This window comes from Burkholderia sp. SRS-W-2-2016, from assembly GCF_001931485.1.
Lineage (GTDB): Bacteria > Pseudomonadota > Gammaproteobacteria > Burkholderiales > Burkholderiaceae > Paraburkholderia.
Genome location: NZ_MSDV01000046.1, coordinates 1 through 15,333, shown reverse-complemented (window position 1 = coordinate 15,333; position 15,333 = coordinate 1). Strand labels below are relative to the sequence as shown.

The following is a 15,333-nucleotide window of genomic DNA, read 5'->3' as shown; positions in this document are numbered from 1 at the left end:
GAACTGCCTGCTGCGCGCCGGACGATGATTCATCGGCGCGGGGGAGTGCGGCAAGCGGGCGTTGCGAAGACTCGTTGACAGTTGGCAGGTCGGCGCTAAGCGAAGCGGTAGCGCCGCCTGTAGTTTGTATTGTTACGGAAACCTGAATGAACCACGCGCGCTCCAATTTGGATGTCGAAGCGACGAAGCGCGCGCGGTGTCCGGCTTGTTGCGGAGCTTATCGAACGCGTTGTTTCGCGTTTATTCAGCGTTGTCCGTTGCTGCAGCCTTACGCGGACGACGACCGCGCGACGCGGTCTTGCGAGCGGTCTTTTTAGCCGCCGCGGACGCCTGTTTCGCACTGGCCGCCGAAGGAGCGTCCTCGGGTGGTGCAGCGATTTCGGGCACTTCATCGAGCGTTCGCGGCGTGCTCTTCTTCACCTTCTTTGCAGCCGTTTTGCGCGGCGCGCGTTTTTTCGCGGTTTGCGGTTGGTCTGCCTGCCCGACGTCTGCGAGCGGGGCCGCTTCGTCTTCGTGACCGATGGCGGCTGGTTTCGCGGCAACATCCCGTTCTGCTGCGCTGGAGCGGGCTCCAGAGTGCTCGGCTAACAAGTCCGCCGCGAACGGTGCCTGCTCGTGCGTGTCCCGATGTGCCTGCTGCTGCGGGACGCGCGTCACATGTTCAGTACGTTCGCCATCTGCGGCGGCTTCTGATTGCGCGGCAACAACCGGCTCGACAACGCTGGTTTCCCGATGAGTAGGCTGCTCGCGAGCGGATTCGTCACGAGCGGCTTCCTGCTGCGCACGACCCGCCTTGCGATTACCCCGATCCTTGCGACGCGACTTGTGCTTGCCGCCCGACTCGGAGGACGCCGCTGGCGCGCTCTGAGCTTCATGCGGATGAACCGCCGCCGGCTCATCCGTTTGCGCTTCGACCGTCTCGTTCACGGTTTCATTCGCTGCTTCGTTTGCGGCTTCGTTTGCGGCTTCATTCGAGGTCTCACCGGAGGCCTCGCCCGCGACGCTCACCGCCGTGCTTCGGTACACATACGCACCGGACTTTTCATCGCGGCCGAATTCGAGCAGCCCGCGTGCCTGGGCCTCTTCCAGCAGATTGCCGAACGCGCGAAAACCGTAGTACGTCTCGTTGAAATCGGGTTTGCGCCGTTTGATCGCGTTTTTCAGCACGGACGCCCAGATCTTGCCGCTGTCGCCGCGTTCGGACGCGAGTGCATCGAACGTCTGCACCGCAATTTCGACCGCTTTGCTGCGGCGTTTTTCGAGGTCTTCCTTCGGCCGGGCCTTTTCTTCGTCCGGCGCGCGTTTCGCTGTCTGCTGCGCGTTCGGCTGCTGGCGCGACGACTCGCGCCGCGCGACCGCGCGCTGACTTTCGCGCACGAGGTCGTCGTAAAAGAAGAACTCGTCGCAGTTCGCGATCAGCAGATCCGACGTGGATTGCTGAACGCCGACGCCGATCACCTGCTTCGCGTTCTCGCGCAATTTCGACACGAGCGGCGAAAAATCCGAGTCGCCGCTGATGATCACGAACGTATTGACGTGCGATTTCGTGTAGCAGAGGTCGAGCGCGTCGACTACCAACCGGATGTCGGCGGAATTTTTGCCCGATTGGCGTACGTGCGGAATTTCGATCAGCTCGAAATTGGCCTCGTGCATCGCCCCTTTGAAACTCTTGTAGCGGTCCCAGTCGCAATACGCTTTCTTGACGACGATGCTGCCCTTCAGCAGCAGGCGTTCGAGTACCAGCTTGATGTCGAACTTGTCGTACTTCGCGTCGCGCACGCCGAGCGCGACGTTTTCGAAGTCGCAAAACAGCGCCATGCTGACGTTTTCGTTGGATGCCGCCATGTATCTCTCCATTGAAGCGGTCGTCGAACTCGACGAATCGCGACATGATAGCGACTCCAGCGAAGGTGAGCAGCTTTTGTGGTCGGAACGCACCGACGGGTGCGCGCGACTCTCCGGCAAACGGGCCCATGTTCGTTCCGTCAGGCGTGTTCATGACGAAGTGCGGGGCCCAGCGCCGCCCGCGTTTCCAGCACTTCGTCGATCAGCCCGTAGTTTCTCGCTTCGAGCGCCGACATGAAGTTGTCACGGTCGGTGTCGCGCGCGATTTCCTCGGCGCTGCGCCCGGTTCGCTCGGCCATCATCGCGTTCAGCCGCGCGCGGGTGTACAGCACCTCTTTCGCCTGAATCTCGATGTCCGCGGCGGTGCCCTGACCGCCGCCGGACGGCTGGTGAATCATGATCCGGGCGTTCGGGAGTGCGTAGCGTTTGCCGCGCTGACCCGCGGTGAGCAGGAAGGTGCCCATGCTCGCGGCGAAGCCGGTGCACAACGTGGAGACCTCCGGCTTGATGAACTGCATGGTGTCGTAAATCGCGAGGCCGTCGTACACCGAGCCGCCCGGCGAATTGATGTAAAACGAAATATCCTTGTCCGGGTTCTCCGATTCGAGAAACAGCAGTTGCGCGACGATCAGGCTGGCCGACTGCTCGTTCACCGGCCCGATCAGAAACACGATGCGTTCGCGCAGCAGGCGCGAGTAGATGTCATACGCGCGCTCGCCGCGCCCCGACTGTTCGATCACGGTTGGCACGAGGCCCAGACCGGAAATGGATGGATAGCTGAACGACATAGGCTCCTCGTTCTATGGCGATTGGGGCGCGCGATCGCGCAGGCGGCGCCGGGCGCTGAACTGCTCGCGCCGCACGCCGGTTGTTGTTCATTTGACGAAGCAGCGGCCGCTCGTGTGACAGGATTATTTTTCTGTTTCGCTGTCACATCTCCAGTAGCCGGCGCGTCAAGCTCAGGAATGCCGTCGCTGGTGCGCGCCTGAACTGCACTGCGGCCAGGCAGCCGCTTCTTTTTCACCGCACGAATCTGGAGGTCTACGCATGACGGAACAGGGAATCGACAAGGCATCCAGCTTCGAAGCGGCGCGCGCCCGGTTACTGGCGCTTGCGTACCGGATGCTCGGCAGCCGCGCGGAAGCGGAAGACGTGGTGCAGGACGTGTGGCTCAAATGGCATCTGACCGACACGCAGGCGGTGCAAACGCCGGCTGCGTGGCTGACCACACTGACCACGCGCACCGCCATCGACAGGCTGCGGCACGCGCAGCGCGAGCGCGCGTCGCAGGCGAGCGGCTGGTTGCCGGAACCGTGGCTCGATCAGGTCGCGCCATCGGCGGAGGAGCTGGCGTTGCGCGCGGCGGATATGTCGTACGGCGTGATGCTGCTGCTCGAGCACCTGAAGCCCGACGAACGCGCGGCATTCGTCCTGCATGAAGCGTTCGATTGCGACTATGCGGAGATTGCGTCGATTCTCGAGCGCACACCGGCCGCTTGCCGGCAGATCGTCCATCGGGCCAAGGCGCGGTTGCGCCGTGCGGGCGCGCCATTGGAGCGGCCCGATCCGGTGGTGCATGCGAGCATCGTCGAGCGTTTGCGCGCGGCTTTGGAAGCACAGGACCGGACCGGCCTGCTGCGGCTCTTCAGCAACACGCCCGAACTGATTAGCGACGCGCCGCTGGGCGCGTCGCTGGTTCCTCCACAGGTTCCGCCACTGCATGAGCCGGCACGTACTCCACTGCACGCGCCGTTCGAACCGTCGGTGAAAGACCCCGCTGGCGTCAACTGCAGCGCGTCTCTCAGCGCGCTGTCCCGCACATCAGCAACCGCATCGCCGCACAGCAGCGAACCGGTTGGCGGCCCGGGATGGATGGGGGCGATCGCAGCGCTCGCGCGGCAAGCGGGTCACGCGGAGGTGGTGTCGATGGCGGGGGCGCTGTGTATCGCGTTGTTTTGCGACGGCGATGTGGTCGGCGTGATCGACGTACTGACGGACGGCGCAACGGATGAGTCCGCGCGGATCGTGTCGGTGCGCATCGTGACCAGCGCCACCCGCCTGCAGGCGGCCAACCAGGTGCTGGGGCGGGAAGCGGTCCGTCAACTGCTGGCCCGGATCAGGGACCAGCCGGGCGCTTCAGCTTCAGTTACGGTGAGCCGCGACTTCCCAGTTGATGTCAACGCATAACACCTGAGTGCCATGCGGAGTATGCGCAGCAATCGAAGCGGTGACGCACAGGTGTGCTTCGTTGATCGACAGGTACGGCGGCGTCAGATGCACGCGCCCGGGTTGGCGCATCGCCTGAATGAAGTACGGCCGGCGTTCCCAGCTCGCGCCTTCGGAATGCAGCAGCGGGCGGAAGCGTTTCGCGCGTTGCGACGTCCTGCCCGGCGGCAACTGGTTGTCGCCGATCTGGCGGCCCGAGCCGTCCAGTACGAAGCAGCGGGCCGTCTCGCCGAGGGTGAGCAGCGGTGCGGTGGCATCGGCGATCGGCTCGCCGGCAAGCAGTTGCGCGGCGGCGGTCTCGAGTGCGGTGACATACGGTGCAAGGCGAGCGGATTGTGCCTTTTCGCGAGCGGCAACGCGTTCACGCAGTGCCGCCGACAGCGAATCCATCAGGCTGGCGGCGACTTGCGGTTTGACCGGCTCGACGCTCGGGCCCGCGAAAAAGGTGCCCTGAACGAAGTCCACGTTGCACTCGAGCGCGATCAGCGCGTCGCGTTCGGTGCTCAGGCCGCCCATCAGCACCAGTTGCCCGGACTCGTGCAGCAGCGAAACGAGACCCGGCAACACGCGCTCGATATGCGAGTGTTCGCTAGCTTGCGCAAGGATGCAGCGGTCGAGCGTGACGATGTCCGGCCGCAGATTCCACACGCGGTCGATATTCGAATGCTTCGCGCCGAAGCCGTCGAGCGCGATCAGAAAGCCGGACTTGCGCAGCGAATCGATGATTTCCGCGAAGCGCGTGGTTTCGCCGCCGGCCTGTTCGGAGACTTCGAGCACGACGCGTTGCGGCGGCAGACCGAGTGCCTTCAGACCGGCGAGCAACGCGTCGCCGTAGCTGGTGTCCATCAACGCGGCCGGATGCAGGCTCAGAAAGAGCCATTCGTCGTGGCTGTCGAACGCATTGAAATTGCCGAGGTGCAGGGATTCGGCGAGTCGCCCGAGCTCCAGCAGGTCGCCACGGCGCGCGGCCTGGGTGAAGACCTCGTGCGAGGGTACTTGCCGCGCGTGCTCGTCGTGCGCGCGCAGCGACGCGTGATAGCCGATCGCGCGCCGGTGCGACACGGAGAAAACCGGTTGGAACACACTGAACACGGTGTAGCCGCCGTACAGAACGGTACGCCGCGAGCCTTCATCGCCGGCCATCGGGCGTGGCGGCTGGAAGCCGGGAGGATCGAGTTCGATCATGCTCATCATGTCGGTCGTGTGGAGGTGGCGGTGCTTGCAGTGCTCGGCACGGCTTCGCACGTGCCGGCCGAGAGTTTACAGGATAGGCGAGCAAGAACTATGCGCGTGCGCAAACACAGGCGGAGCGTCCAGCTGCCGTGCGTCGAGACGCTAATTGTGCGCCCGTCGGCGTGCGAACGCGACGACTCGCACGGTGCTGGTGCGGTGCATGCCCTGTTGCGGGTCGGTGGCGGTGTGCGGGCGTGCGCGTCGGAGAAGGCCGTTTGCGAGCGCTCCGGCTCCGATCCGCAGCGGCGTCGCGCCAAACCCTCAGGTCCGCTCCGAAGGATCGGTCTTCTTCGCGGGCGTGCGGATGTCCGGCGACAACTGCGCGAAGATCCACGACGAGCACGCGGTAATGATGCCGACACACAGGAACGTCGCATGAAAGGCCGGCAGCGAATTGGCGGCGGTCACCCGGTGCATGATCCCGGTGAAGGTTGTCAGCAATGCGCCGGCTACGGTCACGCCGAGGCTCATCGACAGCATCTGCACGAGCGAGAACAGGCTGTTGCCGCTGCTCGCGCCACCGGTGCCGAGGTCTTTCAGCGTCAACGTATTCATCGCGGTGAACTGCATCGAGTTCACGCCGCCGAACACAGCCAGTTGTACGAGACGCAGCCACAACGGCTGATTGGTGCTGGTCAGCGCGAAACTCGCCATCATCAGCCCGACCAGGATCGTGTTCGCCATCAATACGCGCCGGTAGCTGTATCGGGTAATCAGTGTGGTCACGAGTCGCTTGGTCGCCATCCCGGCGGCGGCGACCGGCAGCATCATCAGGCCGGCTTCGAACGCGCTATAGCCGAGACTGATCTGCAACAGCAGAGGAATCAGATACGGCATCGAGCCGCTGCCGATCCGCGCGAACAGATTGCCGAGCAGACCGACGCTGAACGTGTGGATCTTGAACAGGTCGAGCGGGAAGATCGGCGCGGGTACGCGCACCGCGTGCAGGCCGTAGGCGACGAAGCACGCAAGGCTCAGAATCAGCAGCACCAGCACGGTCGCGTGCTGAATGCCGAACTCGGTGCGGCCGTCGAGCGCGAACGAAATCGCCACCATGCCGACCACGAGCAGCAGGTAACCGCCGAGGTCGAACTTGCCGGTGTGTTCGTTGCGGCTATCCGGCATGAAGATGAACGTGGCGATGCAACCCACAATGCCGACCGGCACGTTGATCAGAAAGATCCAGTGCCACGACGCGATCTTCACGAGCCAGCCGCCCAGCGTCGGCCCGATCAGCGGCCCGATCAGGCCGGGAATCGCGACGAACGACAACGCCGGCAAATAACGCTCCGCCGGAAAGGTCCGCAGCACCGCGAGTCGCCCGACCGGCAGCAGCATCGCGCCACCCACGCCTTGCAGAATGCGGAAGCACACCAGCTGGTTCAGCGTGTGCGCGTTCGCGCACAACAGCGAGCCGATCGCGAACACCAGAATCGCGCTGAAGAACACGCGGCGCGTGCCGAGCTTGTCCGCGAGCCAGCCGGACACCGGGATCATCACGGCCATCGTCAGCGAATAGGCAATTACCACCGACTGCATCCGCAGCGGCAACTCGCCGAGGCTCGTCGCCATCGCGGGGAGCGCGGTGTTGACGATCGTCGAGTCGAGCGTCTGCATGAAGAAGCCGGTGGCGACGAGCCACAGCATCACAGTGAGCGAGCGGGGCGATGGGCCCGGAGCGGTTTCGGTGTCGGGGGAGAGGGCGGGCGGAGTCGGCGTCGTGGACATGGCGGGCGGCTGGGCGCGCAGGGGCGGACTGGGACTCGCTATTCTAGGGAAAAGCGGGGCGCCGCGCAGCACGCGGCGGGCGAGTGCGCGCGCCGTCATGCATTGCGGCGGCCACGCGGCAGGGTGTGCTTACTGGTCGGGCGGCAACGCCGCGGCCGCGCGGAAAAAAGCCAGCGCGCGCGGCTCGTTGCCAAAGGCCACATGCACCCGGATCCACGGACTCACCTCGCGGTTCGGACGGAAGTGTTGCCCGGGCAGCACCGTCACCCCGAGCGGCTCGCCGCACTTCACGAGGCGCTCGGCATCGGCGACATGCGGCACGCGGGCCCACACGAATTTTCCGCCGGCCGGCTCCGCGAAAATTTCCCAGCCGGCGTCCTCGAGCGTCTGCACGGTCGAGCCCAGCGCCGCGCGCATCTGGCGGCGCAGTCGTTCCAGATATTTGCGGTACGCGCCGCGCTCCAGCATCGATACCGCGACCGCTTCGGCAAAGCGCGAGCCGCCGAGGCTCGTCAGCATCTTGATATCGACCAGATCCTTGATGATCGCGTGGCTCGCCACCACGCAGCCGATCCGTAGCGACGACGACAGCGTCTTCGACAAGCCGCCCACATAGATCACCTGCTCGAGTTGATCGAGCGTGGCGAGGCGATCGGTGACGTCGGTCTGGAAATCGGCGTAGATGTCGTCTTCGATGATCTGGAAGCCGTGCTCGCGCGCCAGTTGCAGCAGCCGGAACGCGACCTGCGGCGCGACCGTCGTGCCGGTCGGATTGTGGAACACGGTGTTGATCAGCAGCAGCCGCGGCCGGTGCAGCTTGAGCTGCTCCTGCATCACGTCGAGATCGGGACCGCTGCGGGTGCGTGGAATGCCGATCAGCTTCATCCCGTGCAGTCGCAGCAGGCCGTACAGGTTGTAGTAGCCGGGGTCCTCGACAAAGATGGTGTCGCCTGGCTTGAGCATGTAGCGCAGCAGCAGATCGAACGCCTGACTCGCGCCGTTGGTGATCAGGATTTGCGAGGTGTCGGCCTGAATACCCAATTGGCCGATGCGGGTTCTCAGGTGCTCGCGCAGGACCGGATTACCGATCGGCATCGCGTAATCGACCATGCTCGCCGGGTCGGTGCGTGACACGTGGCGGATCGCCTGCGCAAGGCTGTCCATGTCGCGCCAGCTTGCCGGGATGAAGCCGGTGCTCAGCTTGAGCGTTTCGCCCGGATAGTTGAACTCGTGCAGCAGATGGCCCGATTCCACTTCGGCGCGGCGTGGGTCCGACGCGCCCTGGCAGCGTTCGTCGGCCGGCTGACGAGCGGCGACGTAGAAGCCGGAGCCGTGGCGCGAGTCGACGTGGCCGAGCGACACCAGCCGGTCGTAAGCCTCGATCACCGGGAAGCGGCTGACGCCGAACTCGGCGGCGAACTGACGGATCGACGGCAGCTTCGAGCCGGGGTGCGCATTGCGCGAGCGGATCCATGCAGTGACGCCCGCGACGATCTGTTCGGTGAGGGGGACGCCGTTGTCGCGATCGAGCTGAATATCGAGCTTCATGGCTGGCTTTCCTTATCCGGCCGAGGCATCGCGCGGCGAGCGCCGCATGCCAACTGTCCGGTTTTTTGACTGAACAGTTTCGATGAAAGTGTTCGGAACTGTTCATGGGTCTCCGATCATCGCACGTCAATAATCGGTACAACAGAAAAGTTCTTCAAGGAGAGCGGCAATGCGAGAAGTCCGGATTTTCGAGCTGGAACATGGCGAGCCCGCGGCGGCCTGGCGTGTCGCGCGGCCGTCGGTTTTCAAGGTGGTCTCGGGCGAGATCTGGCTGACCGTCGCCGGCGAGCACGAGGACCATTGGCTCGCGACGGGGCAGTCGATCGAGCTCGCGCGCGGCGCGACCGCGTGGATCAGCGCGGGGCAGGCGGGTGCGCGGTTTGCGCTGGCGAGCGGTTCCGCGCGCGGAGTGGGTAGCGCGCTTTTCGGCGGCGCGCTGCAGGGATGGTTCGGGCGGCGGCCGGGCGTGGTTTGACGCGGTGCCGGGCGCACAACCCCCGTTCTCGCTACCCCGCGTCCCCGGCCGGATACTCCCCGACATACCGCGCCCGCGGCCGGATCAACCGGCCGTCGCGGGTCTGCTCCATCGCGTGCGCGATCCAGCCGACCACTCGTCCCACCGCGAACAGCGTGAACGCGGCGCCCGCCGGCAGGCCAAGCACGCGCTCGAGCGCGGCCAACGCGAAATCGACGGTCGGTTCCGCACCGGTCGTGTCGCGCACCGCGCGCGCCAGATTCAGCACGTCATTGAGCGGCGAGCGGGCCGGCGCGCAGTCGGCGAGCATCGACAGCAATAGCCGCGCGCGCGGATCGCCGTCCGGATAGAGCGGATGACCGAAGCCGGACAGCACCGCGCCCGGCGCACCGGGTCCGTGATGCGCGAGACGATTCGCGAGGTAACGGTCCAGGTCGGGCGCGCGCGAAGCCTCGTCGAGCAGCGCCGCGATCCGCACCGTCTCGCCGCCGTGGCGCGGCCCGGCCAACGCGGCGAGGCCGCCCGCGACCGCGCCGAACAGATGCGTACCGGTCGACGTGATGCAGCGGACCGTGAACGTCGAGGCGTTCAGTTCGTGATCCGCGCAGGCGACCAGCGCCGCGCGCAGCAGAGCGCCTTGTTGCCGGTTGCGCACTCCCCATCCCGCGGCGATCTGCCGATGCAGCGGTTCGTTCGACGGTGCCGCCGGCAGCATCGCGGCCGCCAGCAGGCGCATCACCGCGCATGCGGTGTCGAGTTGCGCGTCGCGCCCGAGCGCCCACACGCGCGGCATTTGCGCGGCGGCGGCCGGCAACAGCACGAGCGCGCGATCGAGCGGCGTGCTGTCGCTCCACAGCTTCAGCCACGCGGCCCATTGCGCGGGCGCGAGCGGCACGGGCGGCGCATCGGCGATGCGTCGCGGGGTGCATTCCCACAGCAACGCGGCGACCTCTTCGAGCGACGCGCCGCGCGCGAGCTCGATCGCATCGTGTCCGCGATACAGCAGACGACCGTCCGCGACCAGCGTGATCGACGATTCGAGCACCGGCACGCCCCAGTCGAGCACCTTCTGCGCGACCTTGCCGGCGCGTTTGCCGTCGGCCTTGCGTCGCGCGAGGCGGCGCACCTCGGCCGCATCGTAGAGCCGGTGCCGGCTGTGCGCATCCGCCGATGAACCGAGCATCCCGCGGCTCACGTACGCATACAGCGTGGCCACGCTGACGCCGAGCGTCGCGGCGGCTTCGGCGGCGGTCAGGAAGTTTGGGTTGGGCATAAGGAGTCGGGGAAACCGAACAAATCAATATATGTTGATTATGATAATCAAGGTTGATTGCGGCAATCGGCAATTCTAGACTCGGGACACTTTCTCTCTGACCGCGTGACGAACGCGTTCGATCCCATGACGCCCGAACTCGCTCTCAAACACATCTGGACTCTCGCCGGCTGCGATCCGGTCGCGCTGCACTCGGTTTCGCTGAGCGGCGCGGACCCGGAGTTGCCGTCGGTGTACCGGGTCGGCACTCTCGCGTCGGCGACGATCGCCGCGACGGGACTCGCCGCGGCCGAATACTGGCGCTTGCGCAGCGGCCGCCGGCAGCAGGTGTCGGTACAGATGCGGCGCGCGCTGGCGGCGTTTCGCAGCGAACGCTATTTGCGCATCGACGGCGGCCCGCCGCCCGCGCTGCGCGATCCGGTCACCGGTTTCTACGAAACGCGCGATGGTCGCTGGATTCAGCTGCACACGAATTTCCCGCATCATCTGCAAGGCGTGCTCAAACTACTCGGCTGCGACAACGGACGCGCGGCCGTGGCCGCGGCAATTCGCGGCTGGGACGGCGCGCCGCTCGATAGCGCGCTTGCCGACGCGGGACTGTGCGCCGCATTGATTCGGATACCGGACGAATGGGCCGCGCTCGAACAGGCGCAGGCGATCGCGGGCTTGCCGCTGTTCGAAATCGAGCGCATCGGCGATGCACCGCCCGAGCCGCCGCGCGATGCCGAGCGGCACGCCGCCGCCGGCTCCGCTTCCATCGTTGATCGCCCGCTCACCGGCGTGCGCGTGCTGGACCTGTCGCGAATCATCGCGGGACCGGTGGCCGGCCGCGCGCTCGCGCATCATGGCGCGGACGTGCTGATGATCAACGGGCCGCATCTGCCGAACATCGCGCCGCTCGTGATCGACAACGGCCGCGGCAAGCGCTCGGCGCTGCTCGATCTGCGCGACGCGGCCGGCCGCGACACGCTACGCACACTCGCGCGCGATGCCGACGTGTTCCTGCAGGCGTATCGGCCGGGCGCGCTGGCGGCGCGCGGTTTCGGTCCCGACGATCTCGCGCGGGTGCGTCCGGGGATCGTCTATGTGTCGGTGTGCGCGTATGGGCACACCGGGCCGTGGGCGCAGCGGCGCGGCTTCGATAGCCTCGTGCAGTCGGCGAGCGGGATCGCTTGGCATGAGCGCGCGGCGGCGGGTGAGGACGAGCCGCGTCATCTGCCGTGTCAGGCGCTCGATCACGCGACCGGCTATCTGGCCGCGTTCGGCGCGATGGTCGCGCTCGCGCGCCGGGCTCGCGAGGGCGGCAGCTGGCACGTGAGGGTGTCGCTCGCGCAGACGGGGCGCTGGCTGCAATCGTTCGGGCTGCTTGAGAATGGCCAGCAGGCAGCGGACCCGTCGCTCGACGACGTACGCGATTGCGTCGCGAGCGTGCAGTCGGAATTCGGCAGTGTGCTGGCGGTGCAGCCGGCGGAGCAGTTGGAATTGACGCCGGCGTTTTATGCGTTGCCGCCGGTGCGCGTCGGCGCTCACGACGCGACGTGGTTGTAGCGGACAGCGAGCGTGGCAAGGTCGCTTCGGCGCCGCGGCGAAGCACGGCACCGCCGGTGTCTGGGGGAGCATGGTTGCGCGGCAAGCCGCCAGGCAAATAGCTCGTCGAACGCTAATCGTTTGGACTGCCAGCTGACGATCGGCGAGCGCGCAGCCGGAGTTCGGCACGCAGCCTAATGCCCAGACCGCCGTCTACTTCCGCAGCTCCGCCACAAAATCGTAGTAATCGTTACGGCAATACGTATCGGTCAACTCGATCGCCCGCTGATCCGCCGTATAGCCGACCCGCGTAATCAGCAACAGCGCGTCGTTCGGCGCAATACTCATCTGCTGCGCGATTTCCTCGCTCGCATTGACCGCGCGGAAATGCTGCAACGCGCGCACGATCGTCAGCCCGCGATTTTCCAGGTAGGTGTACAGCGAGTCGCCGATCGCCTGCGGATCGGGAATCACCGAGGCCGGAAACGTCGAGTTCTCGACCGCCATCACGATCCCGTCGGCAAGCCGCAGCCGCCGCAACCGCGCGACCGCCGCGGCCGGCGACAGCCCGAGCTGGATCACCTCGTCGCGATTGGCCGGCGAAATTTCGCGCGACAGCCATTGCGAGCTCGGCGTGAAGCCGCGCCGCCGCAGCATTTCGCTGAAGCTCGACAGCCGCGACAGCGGATCTTCATAACGCGGCGTGATGAAGCTGCCCGCACCCTGGGTGCGGCGAATCAGGCCCTGCTCGACCAGCAGCGCAATCGCCTTGCGCGATGTGATGCGCGACACGCCGAGCGCTTCCGACAGCACGCGCTCGGACGGCAGCGCTTCGCCGGCATTCCAGCGATTTTCGTGAATCGCGCTGCCGAGCTTGCGGGCGAGTTGCAGATAGAGCGGCGTGTCGTTTTCCGGGTCCGGGCGCAGATCGCGCCAGCGGTCTTCCGAGGCAGTGGTCATGGGGCTAACGCGAGAAGGGCAAGCGGCAATTCTAGAACATCGGCGCGCCGCGTTATAGCGGGCTTTCGTCAGACGCACCGCCGCCGGGCCGCCGAATCGCTACACTCGTCGCTATGTTTCCGGGAGCCGGCGGCGCGCGTCGCGAGCGGTTATCTGGAGCGCCCGCCTTGAGCGCCCGTGTCGACCGGCCGGGCGGCGCCGCGCACCGAACCAAACCAAACCAAACCAAACCGAACTACTTCGAGGAGTCAGTATGACGAGCGAGATCGCAAGCGTGAGCCTGCCAGGCGGCGAGCGCATTCCGGCATTGGGGCAGGGCACGTGGGAGATGGGCGAACAGCCGGCGCGGCGCGCGGCCGAAATCGACGCGCTGCGCTGCGGCGTCGAGCTCGGGATGACGCTGATCGACACCGCCGAAATGTACGGCGACGGCGCGACCGAAACGCTGCTCGGCGAAGCGCTCGCGGGTCTGCGCGACCAGCTGTTTCTGGTCAGCAAGGTGTATCCGCACAACGCCAGCCGGCGCGGTGTGATCGCCGCGTGCGAGCAGAGTCTGAAGCGTCTGAAGACCGACCGGCTCGATCTGTATCTGCTGCATTGGCGCGGCTCGGTGCCGCTCGCGGAAACCATCGACGGCTTCGAGGCGCTGCGCCGCGCCGGCAAGATCCGCCACTGGGGCGTCAGCAACTTCGACACCGACGATATGGAAGAACTCGTCGCCACGCCGGGCGGCGACGCATGCGCGACCAATCAGATTCTCTACAACGTCGCGCGGCGCGGCCCGGAGTTCGACCTGCTGCCGTGGCTGGCCGCGCGCGGGATGCCGGCGATGGCGTACAGCCCGGTCGATCATGCGCGCTTGCCGAAGCGCTCGCCGCTCGACGATATCGCCGACGCGCGCGGCGTGTCGGTGTTTCAGATCGCGCTGGCGTGGGTGCTGCTGACGCCCGGGGTCTGCGCGATTCCGAAGTCGGGGCGCATCGAGCACGTGCGCGATAACCATCGCGCATCGCAATTGCGGTTGGGGACTGACGAGCTCGCCGCGCTCGATGCGTACTTCAAGCCGCCGCGCAGCAAGCGCGCGCTCGAAATGCTGTAAGTCGTGGGGAAGAGGAAAGCGCGACCGCCGCGCCGGGTGGCGCGGCGGCTTGCAAGGCGCCCGGAGGGTCAGCTGTGTGAGCGACTTGAGTGGGCCGGGATGCGAACTGAATGGCCCGAGGGACCTGCCTGAGCTATCCGACCAAGCGACCCGACTGAGCTACCCAGCTAAGCTACCGGGCTACGCTACTAAGCTACCTGACGAGGCTACCCAACCAGGCGCCCTCACCAGGCCACCCAACCAGGCGCTGCGAACGACGCCGTCAGATCAGGTGCACGCGTGATGCATATGCACCGAGCCGAGTACCGCGACTTCGGCGGGGGTGTGCTGCAGGGATTCCGTGTCGACCTGGGCGGCGTCCGCGAGGAAGTCGTCGACGATCGACGACACCGGCACGTCGCGCAGGCACAGCGACACGCGCTGGGTTTCGTTCGCCGGCAGCGTCCCGCGTTGACCGAGGAACAGCACGCCGTACTGATAGCCGTGGATGATGCCGCGGATCGCGCCGACGCATTGAGCTTGCGCGACGTTGTCGGTGCGCTGCTTGCAGGACTGCATCAGCGAGTAGGCGGAGAAGCTCGGGTCGACCGGCGGCGCGGCTTGTGACAGGGTTTGCGCCAACGGCTGCGGCGCTTTGGGCGCCGGCGTTTGCGCATTGGCGAGCGATGCGAGGCCCAGCGCGGCAGCCATCAGCACGGCGGCGACCGTGCGTGTCGCGGCAGGGGGGACGTTTCGTTGCATGTTGTGGGCCCTCATATCGAACGATGAATCTGATATGAGGCGGTCGTCTCGGATTGGTTCCATAACACTCGCACGCAATGGGGGTTGTGTTCCCGGCGCTCGCGGCAGGCTGCGCGTGACGGCGCGGGACGCGTCTGAGGCGCGTTCTCCGCGGGGCTCCGTCGGCGCAGGTGCCGCGGGCGGCCGGGCCGCTCCGACCGGCCTCGGGCGGTGACGCTCGACCGGGGGATCGAGTGTCACCGCCGTTGCCGGCGGATAGCGGACAGTATGCCGGGACATGCCGCCGGCGGGTAGGGCGCGCAGCCCTTACCGAACGAGCGGGCGACTGCTAGTGCCCGTTCCCGCCGCCGTTGCCGCCACCGCCATTGCCGCCGCCACCCTTGCCTCCGTGACCGCCGCCGAAGCCTCCGCCAAAGCCCCCGCCGAACCCGCCACCGAAGCCGCCGCCAAAACCACCGCCTTTGCCACCACCGCCGAAGCCACCGCCATGTCCACCGCCGCCTTGCCCGCCACCGCGGGAGCCGCCGCCCTGGCCGCCGCCGGCGCCTCCGCAACCGCAGCCGCCGCTCCCGCCGCCGCCGCTGCTTCCGCCACCGCTGCTGCCACCGCCGCTGCTACCACCACCGCTGCTTCCGCCGCCGCTACTTCCGCCGCCGCTACTTCCGCCGCCGCTACTTC

Annotated in this window: 13 protein-coding genes; 5 read left to right on the top strand and 8 right to left on the bottom strand. The window is 66.6% G+C overall.

Translation table 11 applies throughout. The annotated features are described in order from the left end of the window. Window positions 1-240: 240 nt before the first annotated feature. Window positions 241-1,845: an NYN domain-containing protein gene (locus tag BTH42_RS19755; protein ID WP_075302511.1), complete on the bottom strand. Its 1,605-nt coding sequence runs from the start codon at window positions 1,843-1,845 to the stop codon at window positions 241-243. Between the two features lie 140 nt (window positions 1,846-1,985). Continuing rightward, complete coding sequence (gene clpP / locus BTH42_RS19750; protein WP_075302509.1) at window positions 1,986-2,633, bottom strand: ATP-dependent Clp endopeptidase proteolytic subunit ClpP; 648 nt, start codon at window positions 2,631-2,633, stop codon at window positions 1,986-1,988. 259 nt (window positions 2,634-2,892) lie between these two features. On the opposite strand from clpP, the gene BTH42_RS19745 reads away from it, so the two are divergent. Further along, window positions 2,893-4,032, top strand: coding sequence for a sigma-70 family RNA polymerase sigma factor (locus tag BTH42_RS19745; RefSeq protein WP_075302507.1), 1,140 nt, complete (start codon window positions 2,893-2,895; stop codon window positions 4,030-4,032). On the opposite strand, the gene BTH42_RS19740 is transcribed toward BTH42_RS19745, so the two are convergent. The 3 genes from BTH42_RS19740 to BTH42_RS19730 form a co-directional block, all read right to left on the bottom strand. Next, entirely contained in the window at window positions 3,988-5,262 is a 1,275-nt protein-coding gene (locus BTH42_RS19740) for an EAL domain-containing protein (RefSeq protein WP_075302998.1), read from the bottom strand. The two genes, BTH42_RS19745 and BTH42_RS19740, sit on opposite strands and share 45 nt — an antisense overlap. Before the next feature lie 303 nt (window positions 5,263-5,565). Then, window positions 5,566-7,032: a multidrug transporter subunit MdtD gene (gene mdtD, locus BTH42_RS19735; RefSeq protein WP_075302505.1), complete on the bottom strand. Its 1,467-nt coding sequence runs from the start codon at window positions 7,030-7,032 to the stop codon at window positions 5,566-5,568. Window positions 7,033-7,161: 129 nt separating this feature from the next. Next, complete coding sequence (locus tag BTH42_RS19730; protein WP_075302503.1) at window positions 7,162-8,580, bottom strand: PLP-dependent aminotransferase family protein; 1,419 nt, start codon at window positions 8,578-8,580, stop codon at window positions 7,162-7,164. A 169-nt stretch (window positions 8,581-8,749) separates the two neighbouring features. Between BTH42_RS19730 and BTH42_RS19725 the strand changes: the two genes are divergently transcribed. Further along, window positions 8,750-9,055, top strand: a complete 306-nt coding sequence (locus BTH42_RS19725) for a DUF2917 domain-containing protein (RefSeq protein WP_075302501.1) — start codon at window positions 8,750-8,752, stop codon at window positions 9,053-9,055. Window positions 9,056-9,086: 31 nt separating this feature from the next. Here the strand turns inward: BTH42_RS19725 and BTH42_RS19720 are convergent, their stop codons facing one another. Then, complete coding sequence (locus tag BTH42_RS19720; RefSeq protein WP_075302499.1) at window positions 9,087-10,328, bottom strand: citrate/2-methylcitrate synthase; 1,242 nt, start codon at window positions 10,326-10,328, stop codon at window positions 9,087-9,089. A gap of 126 nt (window positions 10,329-10,454) precedes the next feature. Here BTH42_RS19720 and BTH42_RS19715 point away from each other — a divergent pair, with 126 nt between their 5' ends. Then, window positions 10,455-11,876, top strand: a complete 1,422-nt coding sequence (locus tag BTH42_RS19715; RefSeq protein ID WP_075302497.1) for a CoA transferase — start codon at window positions 10,455-10,457, stop codon at window positions 11,874-11,876. Window positions 11,877-12,068: 192 nt separating this feature from the next. Here BTH42_RS19715 and BTH42_RS19710 read toward each other — a convergent pair whose 3' ends face one another. Beyond that, window positions 12,069-12,815 (bottom strand): GntR family transcriptional regulator, encoded by a 747-nt coding sequence (locus BTH42_RS19710; protein ID WP_075302495.1) that lies wholly within the window; start codon window positions 12,813-12,815, stop codon window positions 12,069-12,071. A gap of 253 nt (window positions 12,816-13,068) precedes the next feature. Here BTH42_RS19710 and BTH42_RS19705 point away from each other — a divergent pair, with 253 nt between their 5' ends. Beyond that, window positions 13,069-13,914: an aldo/keto reductase gene (locus tag BTH42_RS19705; protein WP_075302493.1), complete on the top strand. Its 846-nt coding sequence runs from the start codon at window positions 13,069-13,071 to the stop codon at window positions 13,912-13,914. A gap of 267 nt (window positions 13,915-14,181) precedes the next feature. Here BTH42_RS19705 and BTH42_RS19700 read toward each other — a convergent pair whose 3' ends face one another. Then, complete coding sequence (locus BTH42_RS19700) at window positions 14,182-14,655, bottom strand: hypothetical protein (protein WP_075302491.1); 474 nt, start codon at window positions 14,653-14,655, stop codon at window positions 14,182-14,184. A 331-nt stretch (window positions 14,656-14,986) separates the two neighbouring features. Between BTH42_RS19700 and BTH42_RS35535 the strand changes: the two genes are divergently transcribed. Further along, window positions 14,987-15,333, top strand: a 347-nt coding sequence (locus tag BTH42_RS35535; RefSeq protein WP_372237273.1) for a hypothetical protein, incomplete at its 3' end; no start/stop codon positions are given.

Bases quoted from the DNA above. Each gene is read 5' to 3' on its own strand.
- BTH42_RS19720 (WP_075302499.1), bottom strand. From the start codon at position 10,328: ATGCCCAACCCAAACTTCCTGACCGCCGCCGAAGCCGCCGCGACGCTC.
- BTH42_RS19755 (WP_075302511.1), bottom strand. From the start codon at position 1,845: ATGGCGGCATCCAACGAAAACGTCAGCATGGCGCTGTTTTGCGACTTC.
- BTH42_RS19725 (WP_075302501.1), top strand. From the start codon at position 8,750: ATGCGAGAAGTCCGGATTTTCGAGCTGGAACATGGCGAGCCCGCGGCG.
- BTH42_RS19745 (WP_075302507.1), top strand. From the start codon at position 2,893: ATGACGGAACAGGGAATCGACAAGGCATCCAGCTTCGAAGCGGCGCGC.
- clpP (WP_075302509.1), bottom strand. From the start codon at position 2,633: ATGTCGTTCAGCTATCCATCCATTTCCGGTCTGGGCCTCGTGCCAACC.
- BTH42_RS19715 (WP_075302497.1), top strand. From the start codon at position 10,455: ATGACGCCCGAACTCGCTCTCAAACACATCTGGACTCTCGCCGGCTGC.
- mdtD (WP_075302505.1), bottom strand. From the start codon at position 7,032: ATGTCCACGACGCCGACTCCGCCCGCCCTCTCCCCCGACACCGAAACC.
- BTH42_RS19705 (WP_075302493.1), top strand. From the start codon at position 13,069: ATGACGAGCGAGATCGCAAGCGTGAGCCTGCCAGGCGGCGAGCGCATT.
- BTH42_RS19740 (WP_075302998.1), bottom strand. From the start codon at position 5,262: ATGAGCATGATCGAACTCGATCCTCCCGGCTTCCAGCCGCCACGCCCG.
- BTH42_RS19730 (WP_075302503.1), bottom strand. From the start codon at position 8,580: ATGAAGCTCGATATTCAGCTCGATCGCGACAACGGCGTCCCCCTCACC.
- BTH42_RS19700 (WP_075302491.1), bottom strand. From the start codon at position 14,655: ATGCAACGAAACGTCCCCCCTGCCGCGACACGCACGGTCGCCGCCGTG.
- BTH42_RS19710 (WP_075302495.1), bottom strand. From the start codon at position 12,815: ATGACCACTGCCTCGGAAGACCGCTGGCGCGATCTGCGCCCGGACCCG.